The sequence below is a fragment of the Paracoccus sp. PARArs4 genome (assembly GCF_947311865.1).
In the GTDB taxonomy this organism is placed as follows: Bacteria; Pseudomonadota; Alphaproteobacteria; order Rhodobacterales; family Rhodobacteraceae; genus Paracoccus; species Paracoccus zeaxanthinifaciens.
This window is the reverse complement of sequence record NZ_CAMZMW010000022.1, coordinates 1-16981: the sequence shown is the minus strand read 5'-3', so window position 1 is coordinate 16981 and position 16981 is coordinate 1. Positions and strand designations below refer to the sequence as shown.

At 63.7% G+C, this 16981-nt stretch carries 11 protein-coding genes and 2 pseudogenes; 10 read left to right on the top strand and 3 right to left on the bottom strand.

Annotated elements, in window-relative coordinates; genetic code table 11:
• Nucleotides 1-52: 52 nt before the first annotated feature.
• Entirely contained in the window at nt 53-2488 is a 2436-nt protein-coding gene (gene gyrB / locus QMZ16_RS14905) for a DNA topoisomerase (ATP-hydrolyzing) subunit B (RefSeq protein WP_282603813.1), read from the top strand.
• Nucleotides 2489-2527: 39 nt separating this feature from the next.
• Here gyrB and QMZ16_RS14900 read toward each other — a convergent pair whose 3' ends face one another.
• On the bottom strand, nt 2528-3184 hold the full coding sequence (locus QMZ16_RS14900; RefSeq protein ID WP_282603812.1) for a GntR family transcriptional regulator: 657 nt from the start codon (nt 3182-3184) through the stop codon (nt 2528-2530).
• A 221-nt stretch (nt 3185-3405) separates the two neighbouring features.
• Here QMZ16_RS14900 and QMZ16_RS14895 point away from each other — a divergent pair, with 221 nt between their 5' ends.
• From QMZ16_RS14895 to QMZ16_RS14875, 5 genes are all read left to right on the top strand, one after another.
• Nucleotides 3406-4635 carry an NRAMP family divalent metal transporter gene (locus QMZ16_RS14895; RefSeq protein ID WP_282603811.1) on the top strand — a complete coding sequence of 410 codons (1230 nt, stop codon included), beginning with the start codon at nt 3406-3408 and terminating at the stop codon, nt 4633-4635.
• Nucleotides 4636-4649: 14 nt separating this feature from the next.
• Entirely contained in the window at nt 4650-5414 is a 765-nt protein-coding gene (locus QMZ16_RS14890; RefSeq protein WP_282603810.1) for a 5-oxoprolinase subunit PxpA, read from the top strand.
• Nucleotides 5411-6976 (top strand): urea amidolyase family protein, encoded by a 1566-nt coding sequence (locus tag QMZ16_RS14885; protein WP_282603809.1) that lies wholly within the window; start codon nt 5411-5413, stop codon nt 6974-6976. The genes QMZ16_RS14890 and QMZ16_RS14885 overlap by 4 nt, the downstream gene beginning before the upstream one ends.
• On the top strand, nt 6960-8723 hold the full coding sequence (locus tag QMZ16_RS14880; RefSeq protein ID WP_282603808.1) for a biotin carboxylase N-terminal domain-containing protein: 1764 nt from the start codon (nt 6960-6962) through the stop codon (nt 8721-8723). Before QMZ16_RS14885 ends, QMZ16_RS14880 begins: the two co-directional genes overlap by 17 nt.
• 82 nt (nt 8724-8805) lie before the next feature.
• Nucleotides 8806-8946, top strand: a complete 141-nt coding sequence (locus QMZ16_RS14875) for a hypothetical protein (protein WP_282603807.1) — start codon at nt 8806-8808, stop codon at nt 8944-8946.
• 12 nt (nt 8947-8958) lie between these two features.
• On the opposite strand, the gene QMZ16_RS14870 is transcribed toward QMZ16_RS14875, so the two are convergent.
• A complete protein-coding gene (locus QMZ16_RS14870; protein WP_282603806.1) occupies nt 8959-9861 on the bottom strand; it encodes an IS5 family transposase in 903 nt (300 codons plus the stop codon).
• 69 nt (nt 9862-9930) lie between these two features.
• Between QMZ16_RS14870 and QMZ16_RS14865 the strand changes: the two are divergent.
• The 4 genes and pseudogenes from QMZ16_RS14865 to QMZ16_RS14850 form a co-directional block, all read left to right on the top strand.
• Nucleotides 9931-10092, top strand: a pseudogene (locus QMZ16_RS14865) (transposase); the annotation flags it as partial.
• Nucleotides 10093-10210: 118 nt separating this feature from the next.
• On the top strand, nt 10211-11266 hold the full coding sequence (locus QMZ16_RS14860; protein ID WP_282603805.1) for a hypothetical protein: 1056 nt from the start codon (nt 10211-10213) through the stop codon (nt 11264-11266).
• Nucleotides 11267-11484: 218 nt separating this feature from the next.
• Nucleotides 11485-15246 (top strand): glycosyltransferase, encoded by a 3762-nt coding sequence (locus tag QMZ16_RS14855; protein ID WP_282603804.1) that lies wholly within the window; start codon nt 11485-11487, stop codon nt 15244-15246.
• A gap of 26 nt (nt 15247-15272) precedes the next feature.
• Nucleotides 15273-16337: a hypothetical protein gene (locus QMZ16_RS14850; RefSeq protein ID WP_282603803.1), complete on the top strand. Its 1065-nt coding sequence runs from the start codon at nt 15273-15275 to the stop codon at nt 16335-16337.
• Nucleotides 16338-16403: 66 nt separating this feature from the next.
• On the opposite strand, the pseudogene QMZ16_RS14845 reads toward QMZ16_RS14850, so the two are convergent.
• Nucleotides 16404-16981: pseudogene (locus QMZ16_RS14845) on the bottom strand (IS5 family transposase); the annotation flags it as partial.

The following is a 16981-nucleotide window of genomic DNA, read 5'->3' as shown; positions in this document are numbered from 1 at the left end:
TTTGCCCGCCCGAGGGGATATATCGGGACAGTACGACAAGGAACCTTCATCCATGAACGACACTGCCGCGCAACCCGCCAGCTATGGCGCCGATTCCATCAAGGTTCTCAAGGGCCTCGAGGCCGTGCGCAAGCGTCCCGGCATGTATATCGGCGATACCGACGACGGATCGGGCCTGCACCACATGGTCTACGAGGTCGTGGACAACGGCATCGACGAGGCGCTGGCCGGTCACGCCGACTTCGTCCGGGTGAAGATCCATGCCGACAACAGCGTCAGCGTGCGCGACAACGGGCGCGGCATCCCGGTGGACATGCACCCCACCGAAGGCGTCAGCGCGGCCGAGGTCATCATGACCCAGCTGCATGCGGGCGGCAAGTTCGACCAGAACAGCTACAAGGTTTCGGGCGGTCTGCACGGGGTGGGCGTGTCGGTCGTGAACGCGCTGTCGGACTGGCTGGAACTGCGCATCTGGCGCAACGGCCAGGAACATTACGCCCGCTTCGAGAAGGGCGAGACCGCCGAGCATCTGCGCGTCGTGGGCGATGCGCCGGGCGAATCCGGGACCGAGGTGCGCTTCATGGCCTCGTCCAAGACGACGGACCCGGAAGGCACGTTCAGCAATCTCGACTATGTCTTCAAGACGCTGGAGAACCGCCTGCGGGAGCTGGCCTTCCTCAACAGCGGCGTCCGCATCATCATCGAGGACGAGCGTCCCGCCGAGCCCCTGCGGACCGAGCTGTTCTATGACGGCGGCGTGCGCGAGTTCGTGAAATATCTCGACCGTTCCAAGACCACCACGATGGAGACGCCGATCTTCATGACCGGCGAGCGGAACGGCATCGGGGTCGAGGTCGCGATGTGGTGGAACGACAGCTATCACGAGACGGTGCTGCCCTTCACCAACAACATCCCGCAGCGCGACGGCGGCACGCATATGGCGGGCTTCCGCGGGGCGCTGACGCGCGTCATTACCAAATACGCGCAGGAAAGCGGCATCGCCCGCAAGGAAAAGGTGGACTTCACCGGCGACGACGCCCGCGAGGGCCTGACCTGCGTCCTGTCCGTGAAGGTGCCGGACCCGAAATTCTCCAGCCAGACCAAGGACAAGCTGGTCAGCAGCGAGGTGCGCCCCGCGGTCGAAGGGCTGGTGGGCGAGAAGCTGGCCGAATGGTTCGAGGAGAACCCCAACGACGCCAAGCAGATCGTCGGCAAGATCATCGAGGCCGCGCTGGCCCGCGAGGCTGCCCGCAAGGCGCGCGAGCTGACGCGCCGCAAGACCGCGATGGACGTGGCCTCGCTGCCCGGCAAGCTGGCCGATTGCCAGGAAAAGGACCCCTCGCTGTCCGAACTGTTCATCGTCGAGGGCGACTCGGCAGGCGGTTCGGCCAAGCAGGGCCGCTCGCGCAAGAACCAGGCCGTGCTGCCCCTGCGCGGCAAGATCCTGAACGTGGAACGCGCGCGCTTCGACCGGATGCTGTCCTCGGAAACGGTCGGCACGCTGATCACCGCGCTTGGCACCGGGATCGGGCGCGACGAATTCGACCTCAAGAAGCTGCGCTACCACAAGATCGTCATCATGACCGATGCCGACGTGGACGGCGCGCATATCCGCACGCTGCTTCTGACCTTCTTCTTCCGCCAGATGCCCGAGCTGATCAAGGCGGGGCATCTCTATATCGCGCAACCGCCGCTGTATAAGGTCGGTCGCGGCCGGTCCGAGGTCTATCTGAAGAACGAGGCCGCGCTGGAGGATTACCTGATCCAGCAGGGCATCGACGGCGCCAGCCTGCGCCTTGCCGACGGCCAGCAGATCACCGGCAACGACCTTGCCCGCGTGGTCGAGGAGGCCCGCACCGCGCGGCGCATCCTGCGCGCCTATCCCACGCATTACCCGCCCCACATCACCGAACAGGCGGCAATCGCCGGTGCGCTGGTGCAGGGCCGGGTGGACAGCGACGCGCAGGGCGTGGCCGATGCCATAGCCGGCCGGCTGGACCTGATCGCCGCCGAATACGAACGCGGCTGGCAGGGGCGCCCGACCCAGGACGCCGGCATCCGCCTGACGCGCACCCTGCGCGGGGTCGAGGAGGCGCGCGTGCTGGACGGCCAGATGCTGCGCAGCGGCGAAAGCCGCCGCCTGGGCGAGATGACGCAGGCCCTGCAGGAGATCTATTCCAAGCCCGCCCACTTGGTCCGCAAGGATCGCGACCAGCCGATCTATGGCCCGCTCGGGCTGCTGTCGGCGGTCTTCATGGAGGGCGAGAAGGGCCTGTCGCTGCAACGCTACAAGGGTCTGGGCGAGATGAACCCCGAACAGCTGTGGGAAACCACGCTGGACCCGGTCGCCCGCACCATGCTGCAGGTCCGCATCGAGGACGTGGCCGAGGCCGAGGACCTGTTCACCAAGCTGATGGGCGACGTGGTCGAACCGCGCCGCGAATTCATCCAGCAGAACGCGCTCAACGTCGAGAACCTCGACACCTGATCCCGAAACGCCCGGACCCGCCGTCCGGGCGTCTTCGCATCAGCGCATCTCGATCCGCGCGAATGCCTCCAGCACCAGCCGCTCGGACCGGTCCAGATAGGATGCCAGATGCTCGGCGGCACCCTGCGTGTCGCCCGCCACCAGCTTGTGCAGCAGGTCCTGGTTCGTCTCGATGAAGGGGGCGTGCAGCTCTTGCGCGTCGTCGATCAGCCCGAAGGCCAGCCGCAGTTCCGCAGTCAGCTGCGCGAAGAATGCCGTCAGCCGCGGGCTGTCGGTCAGCGCGACGATGCCCGCATGGAACTGCATGTTGGCGCTGCCGACCCCCTGCCAGTCCCCCGCCTCCCTCGCGGCGCGCGCGTCGTCCACCGCCTCGGACATCCGGGCGATGGCCGGGTGGCGGGGGCGCGCATTGGCAAGGGCCGGAAGCTCGATCAGGCGCCGCACGCGATAGATGTCGAGGATCGCCCCCATCGAGGGCACGGCGACCGAAACGCCCCGGTTCGGCAGATGCGTCAGCAGCCCCTCGCGGGTCAGCAGGCGGAACACCTCTCGCAGGGTGTTGCGCGAGACCTGCATGTCGGCGGCCAGCGCGGCCTCGGACAGGCGCTGGCCGGGGCGCAGGATGCCGCCCGTGATGCGGTCGCGAAGTCGGGCCGCGATTTCCTCGGGCAGGCTGGGTGTGGTCGTATCGCTCATCAGGGTCGGATCATTGCGCGAACGCCGTCCTGCGACAAGCGCCGTCACATCGATTCGCCCGAATGTCGGGGGCTTCAGGCCCGATAACTGCCTAAACAAAGGGCATAACAGGGGCGTGATCACATTTATTGTTCAACAATCTGTGCAGATTTGTCGGAAATTTATTGACCGATCGCCGCACCGTCATCGAACCTTCGTGAAAAGAACGACAGGAGAGCATCATGACAACCAGCGCGCCCACGGCCGCCAACGCCACCGTCAGGGGCGGCTTCCTTGCCGCGATCTTCCTGATGGCCACCTCGGCCGTGGGGCCGGGCTTCATCACGCAGACCGCCAGCTTCACCGCGCAGATGGGATCGGCCTTCGCCTTCGCGATCCTGGCCTCGATCATCATCGACTTCGTGGTGCAGCTGAACGTGTGGCGCATCACCGCGCTGACGGGCCGGCGCGCGTCCCAGACGGCGAACGCGGCGATCCCCGGCGCGGGATACCTGCTGTCGGCGCTGGTCGTGATCGGCGGGCTGGCCTTCAATATCGGCAACATCGCGGGCGGAGGCCTGGGGCTGAACGCGCTGCTGGGCTTGGATCCGAAGATCGGCGGCGCGATCACCGCCGCGCTGGCCATCGCGATCTTCCTGTCGCATCGCGCGGGCCTGCTGCTGGACCGCATGATCGTCGGGCTGGGCGTCGTGATGATCCTGATGACGCTGTTCGTCGCGCTGCAATCGAACCCGCCCGTGGGCGAGGCGCTGCGCCAGGCGGTCTTCCCCTCCGATATCGACTTTGCCGCGATCACGACCATCGTGGGCGGCACGGTCGGCGGCTACATCACCTATTCCGGGGCGCATCGCCTGCTGGACAAGGGCCTGACCGGGACCGAGAACCTTGCCGCCGTGACCCGCGCCGCGCTGACCGGCATCGCGGTCACCGGGGTCATGCGCTTCGTTCTGTTCTGCGCGATCCTGGGGGTCGTCGCGTCGGGCGTCACGCTGGACCTGTCGGGGCAGGCCGCGAACCCCGCGGCACAGGCCTTCGCCGCCGCAGCCGGAGAGATCGGCCTGCGCGTCTTCGGCCTGGTCCTGTGGGCAGCGGCGATCACCTCGGTCATCGGGGCGGCCTATACCTCGGTCAGCTTCCTCGACGTGGTAGGCGTGCGCGGCGATGCGGCACGGGGGCGCGCGACGGTCGGCTTCATCGCCTTCTCGCTGGCGGTGTTCCTGTCCCTGGGGACCGCGCCCGCCGCGATCCTGGTCTTTGTCGGCGGCTTCAACGGGCTTATCCTGCCCATCGGCCTGACCATCTTCACCTATGTCGGTTTCGCGCGATCCGACCTGATGGGGGGGCACCGCTACAACCGGCCGCTGCTGCTGGCAGGCGCGATCATCTGCGCGCTGACCTGGTACATGGGGGCCGCATCGGTCGGCACAATCTTCGCCTTCCTCGGCCAGTGAACAAGGAGACCCGCATGACCACCATCGACCTGAACAGCGACCTGGGCGAGGGCTATGGCGCCTGGTCCATGGGCGACGACGCAGCCATGCTGGACATCGTCAGCAGCGCCAACATCGCCTGCGGCTTTCACGCGGGCGACCCGGCATCGCTGCTGGCGGTGCTGCGAATGGCCGCCGAACGCGGCGTGTCCGTGGGCGCGCATGTCAGCTATCCCGACCGGGTGGGCTTCGGTCGGCGCGCGATGGATGTCGCGCCGGACGACCTGACCGCCGATGTCATCTATCAGATCGGGGCGCTGCAGGGGCTGGCGCGGGCGGCGGGAACGCGGGTCGCCTATGTCAAGCCGCATGGCGCGCTGTACAACACCATCGCGTCGGATGCGCGGCAGGGCGATGCGGTGATCGCGGGGATCCTGGCGGTCGATCCGTCGCTGGTGCTGATGGGGCTGGCCGGGGCGCCGATCCTGACCCGCGCCCGCGATGCGGGCCTTGCGACCGTGGCCGAGGCCTTCGCGGATCGCGCCTATACCCCCGGCGGCGCGCTGGTGTCGCGCCGCGATCCCGGCGCGGTGCTGCACGACCCCGAGATTGTCGCCGCGCGGATGCTGCATCTTGCGCGCACGGGCACCATCCAGGCCATCGACGGCAGCATGCTGGACCTGCAGGCCGACAGCATCTGCGTGCATGGCGACAGCCCCGGCGCCGTCGCCATGGCCGCCCGCATCCGCGACCTGCTTCTGGCCGAGGGCGTGACCATCGCCCCCTTCGCGGGCAAATGACCATGCGCTTCCTGCCCATCGGCCCGCAGATGACCCTGGTCGAGCTGCCGGATCTGGACGCCACGCTGGCGCTGTTCGACGCGCTTGCCGCAGACCCCGTGCCGGGCGTGGCCGAGATCATTCCCGCCGCCCGCACCCTGATGATCCGCACCGCCCCCGGCACCCTTGCCGACGCGGCGCTTGCGCGGCGCATCGCGCAGGCCGCCCCGCGTCCGGGCACCGCCCCCGCCCTGCGAGACGCCCGCCTGATCGAGATCCCCGTCACCTATGACGGCGAGGATCTGGACGACGTGGCCCGCCACATGGACCTGACCACACCCGAGGTGATCGCCGCCCATCAGGCCGCGACATGGCAGACGGCCTTCTGCGGCTTTGCCCCCGGCTTCGCCTACATGACCTGCGACGATCCGCGCTTCGACCTGCCGCGCCGCGCGACGCCGCGCACGCGCATTCCCGCGGGCTCGGTCGCGCTGGCGGGGCGCTTCGGCGGGATCTATCCGCAGGCAAGCCCCGGCGGCTGGCAGCTCATCGGCCGGACCGAGCTGCCGATGTTCGACCTGACCCGCGACCCGCCCGCGCTGCTGCAACCGGGAACGCGCGTGCGCTTCGTCGAAGGTCGCGCCACGCCGCATTCGGTGGCCGTGCCCACACCCGCACCGGCCAGGGGGCTGAGGGTTGAGCGTACCGCATTCCCGATCCTGTTGCAGGACGAGGGTCGCGCCGGTCAGGCCGCGCAGGGCGTCACGGCGTCCGGGGCGATGGACCGGGGCGCGATGCGCCGCGCCAACCGCGCCGTGGGCAACCCCCATGGCCGTGCCGTGCTGGAGATCACCCTCGGGCCGGTGGTGCTTCTGGCCGAGGAGGCGCTGACGCTGGCCCTGACCGGCGCCGCGACCGCGCATGTGAACGACCTGCCCATCGCCCCCGGCGCGGCCTTTGCGATGGATGCGGGCGACCGGCTGCGGATCGACCCGCCCGCGCGTGGGATGCGCAGCTACCTCGCGCTGCGGGGCGGGTTCGACGTGGCCCCCGTGCTGGGATCGGCCGCGACCGACACGCTGTCGAATATCGGCCCCAAACCGCTGACGGCAGGCGATGCGCTGTCGCCCGCCCGCCTGCCCGCCGACGCGACGGGCCTGCCCGAATCCGCGCCCGACCTGCCGGCATCCGACCGGACCGTCACTCTGCCCGTCACCCTGGGGCCGCGCACGGACTGGTTCACCGACGACCAGGTGCAATCCTTCCTGGGCCAGGACTGGCAGGTCACGCCGCAATCCTCGCGCGTGGGGATCCGTCTGCAGGGCGATGCGCTGACCCGCGACGGGGCCGAGCTGCCGTCCGAAGGCACCGCCATCGGCGCGATCCAGGTCCCGCATTCCGGCCAACCCGTCCTGTTCCTTGCCGATCACCCGCTGACCGGCGGCTATCCGGTCATCGCCACCCTCGACCCCTCGGCGCTGGATCTGGCCGCCCAGATCCCGCCCGGCGCACGCATCCGCTTCGTCGCCCGCGCCCCCTTTGCCCCGCTGACACTGGAGCCTTCCCATGACGCTGTTTCTTGACACGGGGCATTCGCCCATCACCCGCATCCTGATCGCCAACCGCGGAGAGATCGCCCTGCGCGTCATCCGCGCCTGCCGCGACGAGGGGATCGAATCCGTCGCCGTCCATGCCGATCCGGACCGCGATGCGCCCTTCGTGCGGCTGGCCGACCAGGCACATGCGCTTGGCGGCGCAAAGCCTGCCGACAGCTATCTCGATGGGGGCAAGATCATCGCGATCGCCCAGCGCACAGGCGCGCAGGCGATCCATCCCGGCTATGGCTTCCTGTCCGAGAACGCGGATTTCGCCCGGGCCGTGCAGGATGCCGGGCTGATCTGGATCGGTCCCGATCCCGCCGTGATCGAGGCGCTTGGCGACAAGATCCGCGCGCGTGAGATCGCCGAGGCCGTGGGCGCACCGCTGGTTGCGGGCAGCCCCGGTCCCGTCGGCAGCGGTGCCGAGGCGCTGGCCTTCGCGCAGGAACACGGCCTGCCCTTGGCGATCAAGGCCGCCCATGGCGGCGGCGGTCGCGGCATGAAGGTTGCCTGGGCGCTGGACGAGGTCGAGGAGCTGTTCGACAGCGCCACCCGCGAGGCCGTCACCGCCTTCGGCCGCGGCGAATGCTATGTCGAGCAGTTCCTCGACAAGCCCCGCCATATCGAGGCGCAGGTGCTGGCCGACCGCCACGGGCGCGTCAAGGTGCTGGGCACGCGCGACTGCTCGCTGCAGCGCCGCAACCAGAAGCTGGTCGAGGAAGCCCCCGCCCCCTTCCTGACGGACGACCAGCGCGACCGCATCCATGCCTCGGCCCGCGCGATCTGCGCCCATGCCGGATATTCCGGCGCCGGCACGGTCGAGTTCCTGCTGTCGGCCTCCGGCACCATCTCGTTCCTCGAGGTGAACACCCGCCTGCAGGTCGAACACCCCGTCACCGAGGAAACGACCGGCATCGACATCGTCCGCGCGATGATCCGCGTGGCCCAAGGCGCGCGCCTGGCCGACGAGGACGTCCCCGCCCCCACCGGCCACGCGATCGAGTTCCGCATCAATGCCGAGGATCCGGCCCGCGGCTTCCTGCCGACCCCCGGCCCGATCGAGGTCTTCGCCGCCCCCGGCGGCATGGGCGTGCGGCTGGACAGCGGCGTCGAACAGGGCGGCACGGTGCCCGGCGCCTTCGATTCGATGATGGCCAAGCTGATCGTCACCGGGCCGGACCGCGCGACCGCGCTGGCCCGCGCCGCGCGCGCGCTGGCGGAATTCCGCATCGAGGGTGTCGCCTCGGTCCTGCCCTTCCACCGCGAGGTTCTGAAGGCGCCCGAGTTCCGCGCCGATGAAGGCGGCTTCGCGGTCCATACCCGCTGGATCGAGACCGACTTCGCCGAACGGCTGGATGCCGCGCTGACCCCCGCCCCGCGCGTCACGCCCGACCCCGATCCCGTGATGCTGCGCCTGCCGATCGAGATCGACGGCCGCCGCCACATGATCGCGCTGCCGCAATCGCTGCTGGCGGGGATGGGCAGCGCTGCCCCCGTCGCCGAAACCCGGCCCGCGGACGAGGCGACGGTCACGGCCCCCATCGCGGGCACCCTGTCGGCCTGGCAGGTCGAGGACGGCGCCGAGGTCCGGCAGGGTCAGGTCATCGCCGTGATCGAGGCGATGAAGATGGAGACCCGCATCGAGGCCCACCGCGCGGGCCGCCTGACCCGCATCGCGGCCGAGGGCGACACGCTGGCCCATGACGCACCCGTGGCGCGGATCGGGGACTGACAGCCCGCACGCCGGGGGGCTTGCATCGGGGCGGCATCCGTCACAGCGTGACTCCGCCCCGAATTCCTGAAAGGCCCTGCCCATGCTGATCTTCTGGCGCAAGTCGCTGGTGATGTTCTCGGTCCCCAAGACCGGCACGCACAGCTATATCGACCATCTGCATGCCCATGCCGACATGGTCTTTCGCCATCCGGTCGGTGTTGTTGCATTACCCTGGCTTTAGGGGTGACTGCCCCTATCCCCGCTGACGTCGGGCCACGCGGGCGATCTCGGCGGTGCCGAGGGCGTTAAAGCGGTTCATGAGGGCGATGCGGATTGGAACCTCGGCGGTTTGGCGGTCTGGGTCTCTTGCAGCGATCCGTTCGCCGAAGGCTTTGAAGCACCGCATCTTCGCCTCGAGGCGACTTCGGATATGGTAGCCCGTCGAGCGCTGCCAGAACGCCCTGCCGTAGTGACGCGTTGCGCGCAGGGTCTCGTTTCGGACTCTGGCCGCCGGGCCGTCGTCCTTCCAGGGTCTGCCGTTCTTGCGGATCGGAATGATCGGGACGGCATCGCGTTCGAGGACAGCGGTGTGGCAACGGCGGGTATCGTAAGCGCCATCAGCCGTCACCGTGCCGATTGGTTCGTCCTGAGGCACCTGATCGAGCAGCTCGGGCGGGACGTCGGACGTGGCGGGGTCCATGGCGATATGAACCTTTCGCCACTGGCGGCGCCCCTGCACGCCGGGCTTGCGGGCCTGCCATTCACCATCGCCGAGAAACTTGATGCCGGTGCTGTCCACGAGCAGGTTGAGCGGGCCCTCGTCGCGGCGATACGGGATCTGCACCGCCAGGGTTTTCTGCCGGCGGCAGAGCGTAGATGCGTCCGGAACGGACCATTCGAGCCCTGCTTGCTGCAAGAGGGTGGCGACCATCCCTGCGGTCTGTCGCAAGGGGAGCCTGAACAGAGCCTTGATCGACAAGCAGAACTGGATCGCCGCATCGGAGAAGACCGGTGGCCTGCCGGCATGACCGTCGTGCGGCGCGAGCCACGTCATGTCTTTGTCGAACCAGATCAGCATCTCGCCGCGCTTGCGCAGCGCGGCATTGTAGGCGGACCAGTTCGTGGTGCGGTAGCGGGTTGGCGTCGCCTTCGGCATGACGCCCTACAAACTTGCTGGATCCCAGCTGTGAATCCTCACCGGCTCAGGTTCTGCAACAACGCCTTTCCGGTCAAGTACGACAAGCGCCGCTACAAGCGGCGAAACCGCATCGAGATCATGTTCGGCAGGCTCAAGGACTGGAGGCGTGTGGCGACCCGATACGACCGCTCCCAGAAGGGCTACCTCTCAGCTATCGCCCTCACAGCTGTCGTCATCTATTGGTTATGAATCCTGACCCTGGGCAGGCTTGCTTCGGCTCAATTAAAAGTCTACTATTTTCATTTAAGTTAGCGCGACGCAAGCCGCTGATATCAACATATATGCCTCTAGCATAGGAATTATCGTATTGAATATCTCGAAAGAAACTCCCTCCGAATCCCGAGCGCCCTCCCTGGTTATTGTCGGTGGATCAAACTCGCTACTTAAGCACGGGTGGGCAGACAAACTTAAGGAAATTCACCCCAATAAAAACTACGTTACCAATCTTAGTATTGGAGCATCGACTTCTGCCATGGGGCTTTATCGGTTGCTGACCTGTGCGGATATGCCGAATAATCCGGTTATTCTGTGGGAGTACGCACTAAACGAAGCGAACTACTTTTCGCATGGGCTGCCTGTCAAAGTACTGATCCATCATACGCAATGGCTCTTCGAAATATGCGCCCGCCGCGGCTATCGCGTATTGCCGATCGTCCTCTATAACAAAAGCGAAGCAGGCAGCGCCGAGCAGGTAAAATATCGCGATCTCCTAGCGCGGACGTTTGCGGCCTATGGCCTAACGCCGGTCGATGCCAGCCAACTTTGGCGCAAAAACTTCGGCCATCTATCCGTCGACCAGCTTTACGCGGATAACCCTCATTATTCGGTGGAGACTGAATTCCCGAGTGCTTTGGCTCAGACGGTGCTGCAGCAGTCTCGGTCGGCAAAAGTGCCCAAGTGCGGGAAGGAACTGGAAAGGCGGTTTTCAGGCAAGGACCTACAGATCGTGTTCCCGAATTCCGGAAGGTCGGAGGCTTTTGCCAACCGAATCCTCAAATGTGACATTTTTCCGCTAGGGGCGGACCTGCATTTCAATCTGTCAGGCCGGCTTCTAGCCTGCTTCCTGATTGCCTCACGGGCTGAGCCTGCGATCACCTTTCATTCGGACCGCGGGCAGAAGGGACCGTATTCAGTAGAGATCAGTTCAAAGGTCGATGGTCCAGTCCGGCAATTAAAGCACCTGCTGCTGTGGTCGCCGCAGGACCCCCCGCTGGAGGCGCGGGGCGATCTGTTCCTATCTGCCCAGCCCAGCTTCGGCATAACACCAATGCTCCAGCATACCATGGCTTGGAACCCGTTTGAGGAGGGCAGCAGTCCGGGATCGGGGGGAGTGATTGGTATCTTAGCAGAGGTGGGTGCCTAACGTAAGCCTCAACGGGGGCCCCAAGCTGCCGTTCACCCAAATCTGCCGCCGCAGGGTGCTGGTGCAGTTATACAGTTGTCGATACTATCACCAAGTTGTGGTTTCACCTATGGTGATGGGCAGTCGTGGGCTGCCCCGCGATACGGTACCGATTGGAAGTCGCGGCCCGTGGAAGACAAGGCGGGTGAAACCCGGATTAGAGGATCAAAGAAACGGCTATGACGAAACGGGAAGACCAGCATGGACAGACGCATCCGTCCGACCTTTACGCACGATTTCTTGAACTGATTGGCCGGAACAACGCACCCGACGTTTCGGATTTCCGGGAAGCTCTGCTCGCTCAGCGGCACCAACTTCACCGCATCGGCTTTCCGCGCCGCAACCTAATGACCGGATTTTCCGCGAACCTTCCACGCCTGTTTCCTAACCTGATTGCCATGGACGAAACGGACATCGACGGCAACGCTCCAGTGATGATGTACGGTGCGATCCTAGACGACTTGTCCAAATCGCATGACAGCACTCGCAATCTGCTTCCGCGTGTGCGTCGCCAAGATCGGGTGCTCTTCTTCGAAATGGGGTTCCTAGCCTCAACCACCAGTTGGTCCGAAGCGCTGGCCTCGCGCGATCCGAGGCAGGCCTGTCTGGGCTATATTTTTGACGACCGCGCCCAATACTACATGTCGGATTACGAAACTCGGTTGGACGAAAAGCTGAACGGCGACTTCAGCCTAACCGTGGAACAGCGCGCCCGGGCCGAGCGCGCGATGCAGCGCATTGTCGATGCGCGCATCTCGAAGTACAATTCTCAGCCCTTTTACCGACCTTCGGTGTCGCCCGACTACGCGCGCCGCGTGCTGGTCGTCGACCAGAACTTCTCAGATGCCTCGACCTTCTACGGGCGCGCGTCGGAGCAAGATTTCAAGGCGATGCTTGACGCCGCCGTTTCCGAGAACCCAGATGCCGAGATCTTGGTCAAGACCCACCCGGACCTGAATTGGGTTAAGGGTGCCACGCGGCGGGGCTATTTTGACCACCTAACTTCGGAAGGGCGCGTTCGAATCCTGCGTGACAGCGTCAATCCCTTCGAGTTGTTCGATATGGTCGATAAAGTCTATGTCGGCACTAGCGGCATGGGACTGGAGGCATTGCTAGCCGGTAAGCCGGTAGTCTGCTTCGGAGCGCCCCTCTATGCTGGCTGGGGTCTGACCGACGACCGGACGACGGTGCCGCATCGCCACCGCTCCCGCGACTTGGCAGAGCTGTTCTACGCCATTTACATCTGGTACACGATCTACCACCTGCCGGAAGGCGATATGCCCGCCGAGATCGAGGACGTGTTGGATTTCATTGAGACCAACCGTCCGGTCCGCCCATCTCCCCAGGAAGTACAGGACATCCCTGACGTATCGATCGTGATCCCCGTTTATGGTGTGGAACGCTATGTCGCCGAATGCCTTGGCTCAATCCAACGGCAGAGCATGCAGAATTTCGAAGTCATCCTGATCGACGATGTCAGCCCTGACAGGTCGGCCGATATCGTCGAAAGCTTTGTCGCGCACGACCCTCGGTTCCGTTTAGTCCGGCGCACCGAGAACGTCGGACCGGGCTTTGCGCGCAACCAAGGCATGGATTTGGCGAGTGGACGATTCGTGCTATTTATCGACCCCGACGACTACATGCCCGATCCCGGCCATCTGAAGCGCGTCGTGGACATGGCCGACGCGGACGAGGCCGACATGGTGCGCTATCGCAAGCGCTATGAGCAAATCGAGGACGAGCAGGGTAACGTCCTAAAAATGCGGCGTGACACCACTGAGGGGTTCTTCCCCCGCGAGGTCCATCGCACCTCTCTGGACAAGCATCACGAAATAGCCCATTCGCGACATTTCTGGAACTGGCTTTACCGACGCGACTTTCTAGACCGCAACCAAATTAGATTCTTGACCAGCTATCGTGAGGAGCGCGCTTTTCTGCTCCAAGCATACATGGCCGACCCAGTGATCTCGCTCTGCAACAGCAATGGTGTCGTGTATCGTATCCGGTCTGATTCCGCTGTTCGGCGCGCGCAGACTATGGCGGATGTGGACAACCAGTTACAGAACTTCGACCTTGTGGTCCGGCACTTGCGCGACCACGGCGCGCTGGACCCCGGATCACCCCATTGGTGGCTTGCACGCTTTCAAGTGTCGCAGTTTTTACATTATCTATATTTTGGATTTGCTTGGAAGACCGCAAAAGCCGAAAAGTCCGAGGATATCTTCATCGAACGGCTTGCCGCCACGCTTGAGCGCTCTGGCCTCGGCCCTCAACATCTTCTTCGGGATCCTTCGCAGCTTTCAGCCGTCCATCTTCGCGCGGGTGCTTATGGACTACTGTTCGCCGCAACCCGCCTGCGGCGCCGCGACTATATCGAGCGCGCACATGCTATTAAGCCCATTGATGCGGCTGAGCTTTACAAGGAGTACCTACAGAATCCTAAAAATGCGGCGGAGCGCGATTTTCAGCAGGCGCTGAATACTTACGCCCGCAACAAACTAGTTAAGCCCTCAACATCACCGAACGCTATGCCCTGCAAGCTGCCGCGTGTGATCTTGCATCTTGGCGCCACTAAAACCGGTAGTACTGTATTGCAGCACCTGCTAGAGGACAACCGCCCCGAGCTACTGCGCAATGGAATCTGGTATCCCGAAGTCGGCCTTTTCTGGCAGGCTGACCGGCCGCACAAGCAGGCTGGCCATGTCGGATTTATCAGCGAGGCATCCGACAAACGGCAGATCCTGCGCCAGCACCTGCTGAGTGGGCTGTCGCTGATGGATGGGCGGATCCATACTATCGTGCTGTCCTCAGAGGCCTTTTTCCTCAACCGCAACTCTTTGAATCTTGCTGAGTATTTTAAGAATTTCAACCCGGAGATGGTGGTCTATCTACGCCGCCAAGACGAATGGGCAAACTCCCAGTACTGCGAGTTCGTGGCCGGCGGTGCGATCAATTCGACTTCGGAAAGCTTCGCAAGATGGCTGGCCAAAGACAAGACGCAGGAATTGTTGGACTACGATGGCCTGGTTCGCGGGTGGGAACAGCACCTTCCCCCCAAGGCAATCCACGTACGCCGCTATCTGCGCACGCGCAGTCAAGAATGGAGCATCATTGATGATTTTGCCAGCGTCACTCGACTGCCTTTGATTGCTCGATTGCCCCTGCCCGACCGGCACAAGACCAACGAAGCTCGCGTATCGGCCACACACGTTGAATTGATCCGGCAGTTCAACAAGCGGCCCTTCTCCAACAAGCAGATCTACTTGAAGTTCATCGAGGCGATCACAACCGGCTTGGTCGCTTGGCGGCGGCAAAACAAGTTGCCGATGCCTGCACCTTGGGTCTTATCGGACAAAGAAGCCACAAGCCTCATGGAGGCGGCAGCAGCTGGGAACGGTCGCATCGCACGGGACTACTTCGACTCGGAGGCGATAGATTTGTTCCCTCGACGCGAGGCCCCGCCGCCATCCTGCCCAATTTATCTTGAGGAGTTCCAACTGGCCGAGGCAGCCTATGCAGAAAGCAGAACCGCAGCCAAAAAGGCCAAGGCCAAGAAAAAGCTGAAAAGGATTGTGAACTATGGGCCGTTTGGATGGCGGCTCTGGTCCTCGGTTCCTATGATGGCGCTAGTGTATCGTCGGCGCGGTCGAAATGACCTAGCATCCAGCCTAACGGAAAACCCGGCCGCCTTTGCACGCGAACATTGGGAGGGCCGCCATTCAAGGCTGTGTTGGCTGGCCTATTCCAAGGCAAGCCCTCTTGGTCCGCAAAACATGCTACGCGTTTGGCTTCCGATCCTGGAGCCGGTCGTACGTCGGCGCGGCGGCGATACGGCGGTTAAGCATCTGCACAGTACCCCAATTGTCTTTGTCAGGAACATCCGCAACCCATTTGCCAAGCTGGTAGGCCGGCTGATGTTTCCCATGGGCGAAAAATCATAAACACCGTGGCGTCTTTAAAGAACCCGATGACTAACACGACCGCTAGCCGCAAGATTGTGACTCTCGAGGTTCCTGAGGCATGGTTCAGGGACTCCGAAGACGGCCAGCGGCACCGTCTTTTCTACAGTTCGCTGCTTGCAGCGCTGGCCGACCTCGGTGTGCTTGTGGACCCCGTCTGGTTGCCGCGTGGAGCCGAACGCGCGCCTCGTCCCGACGGAGCGGGGGATGCCACGATCAGCTTTCATTCCCATGGCCGGGCTGGCAACATCTTGCGCTGTAAGGAAGGTTATATTTCCCCTTATTATACTATGGACCGGATGGGTTATGCTTGCTTTTCAGAACTGGCCAGTCACCCCGAACGGTTCGCAGCGGAGATCAGTAGAAAGGATGCCAGACAGGCAGGAACCTTTGTGCGGGCATTGGCGCAAGGAATGCGGAAAGAAAACCGTTCAAAGTATCTCCAGCCCGAACAGGGTACCGACATTAAGTCGGGATATCTGTTCATTCCCCTGCAGGTCGAGAACGATTCCGTCACCAAAGGTTTGTGGTTGGATAAGTTCAAGGCCGTCCGCTGCATTGTCGAGGCAGCCGCCGCCCAGAGGTTAAGGGTCGTCATTAAGCGACATCCGCGCTGTAGAAGCAAAGCAATCTCGGCGTTGCTGTCCGAGCTCGCCCAGAGGCCGAACGTATCGCTTTCGCAGGCTTCTATCCATACCCTAGTCGCGGACGCTAAGTTGGTGGCGGGAGCAAATTCTGGCGTTCTTTTCGAAGCGCTGATTCAGGGTAAGCCCGTCATTAGCTATGCTGCTTCGGATTTTGGACAAGCGACGCAGCAGGTACGCACGTATGATGAGCTGACCCGCGCAGTAGCGGCTCCGGTAACGCCAGATCCGAGTTTCCGTGACCGCTTCTTGTTCTGGTACTTGACAGAATACTGCGTTCAGACAGACGATATCGCCACTATAAAGCTTAAGATCGAGATGCTTCTAGACAGCGGTGCAGGTAATCGGTACGGAGTCGCCGGCCATGCATATAGGTACAGGCTTTATGCTTACTCTTTAGCCGATCGTTTGCGGAGAAGGCTGTTCTGACCTTCGACAAATGGGTCGCGGGGTTCAGTCCACGATCAGTGTCTTAGGCTCCAGACTCGTTAATTTTCAAAGCCAGAAGATGACAGTTGCGGCGAGAGCGACGGCGGACAGAAAGACCCTCGGGCACCTGTCGTAGCGGGTCGCAATGCGGCGCCAATCCTTGAGCCTGCCGAACATGATCTCGATACGGTTGCGCCGCTTGTAGCGGCGTTTGTCGTATTTGACTGGCTTGCCTCGGGACTTCCGGCCAGGAATGCAGGGCGTGATGCCCTTGTCCTGCAAGGCTTCACGATACCAGTCGGCGTCATAACCCCGATCGGCCAACAGCCATTCGGCCTCGGGCAGGGCACCCAAAAGGGCCGCCGCGCCGGTGTAGTCGCTGATTTGGCCGGCTGTCATGAAGAACTTGATCGGACGGCCTTTCGCGTCAGTGACGGCATGCAATTTGGTGTTCATGCCACCCTTCGTCCGCCCAATCAGCCTGCCACGCCCCCCTTTTTCAACCGCAGGCTTGAGGCTGTGCGGTGCGCCTTGAGATAGGTGGCGTCGATCATCACTGTCTTCCGGTCGGCGGCTTCGGAAGCAAGTCCCTCCATCATCCGGGCGAAAACACCCATGTCGCTCCAGCGCTTCCATCGGTTGTA

What these genes read in the sequence shown, in the direction of transcription:
- QMZ16_RS14895 (WP_282603811.1), top strand. Translation starts at nt 3,406, where the DNA reads ATGACAACCAGCGCGCCCACGGCCGCCAACGCCACCGTCAGGGGCGGC.
- QMZ16_RS14850 (WP_282603803.1), top strand. Translation starts at nt 15,273, where the DNA reads ATGACTAACACGACCGCTAGCCGCAAGATTGTGACTCTCGAGGTTCCT.
- QMZ16_RS14855 (WP_282603804.1), top strand. Translation starts at nt 11,485, where the DNA reads ATGACGAAACGGGAAGACCAGCATGGACAGACGCATCCGTCCGACCTT.
- QMZ16_RS14870 (WP_282603806.1), bottom strand. Translation starts at nt 9,861, where the DNA reads ATGCCGAAGGCGACGCCAACCCGCTACCGCACCACGAACTGGTCCGCC.
- QMZ16_RS14880 (WP_282603808.1), top strand. Translation starts at nt 6,960, where the DNA reads ATGACGCTGTTTCTTGACACGGGGCATTCGCCCATCACCCGCATCCTG.
- gyrB (WP_282603813.1), top strand. Translation starts at nt 53, where the DNA reads ATGAACGACACTGCCGCGCAACCCGCCAGCTATGGCGCCGATTCCATC.
- QMZ16_RS14900 (WP_282603812.1), bottom strand. Translation starts at nt 3,184, where the DNA reads ATGAGCGATACGACCACACCCAGCCTGCCCGAGGAAATCGCGGCCCGA.
- QMZ16_RS14890 (WP_282603810.1), top strand. Translation starts at nt 4,650, where the DNA reads ATGACCACCATCGACCTGAACAGCGACCTGGGCGAGGGCTATGGCGCC.
- QMZ16_RS14875 (WP_282603807.1), top strand. Translation starts at nt 8,806, where the DNA reads ATGCTGATCTTCTGGCGCAAGTCGCTGGTGATGTTCTCGGTCCCCAAG.
- QMZ16_RS14885 (WP_282603809.1), top strand. Translation starts at nt 5,411, where the DNA reads ATGACCATGCGCTTCCTGCCCATCGGCCCGCAGATGACCCTGGTCGAG.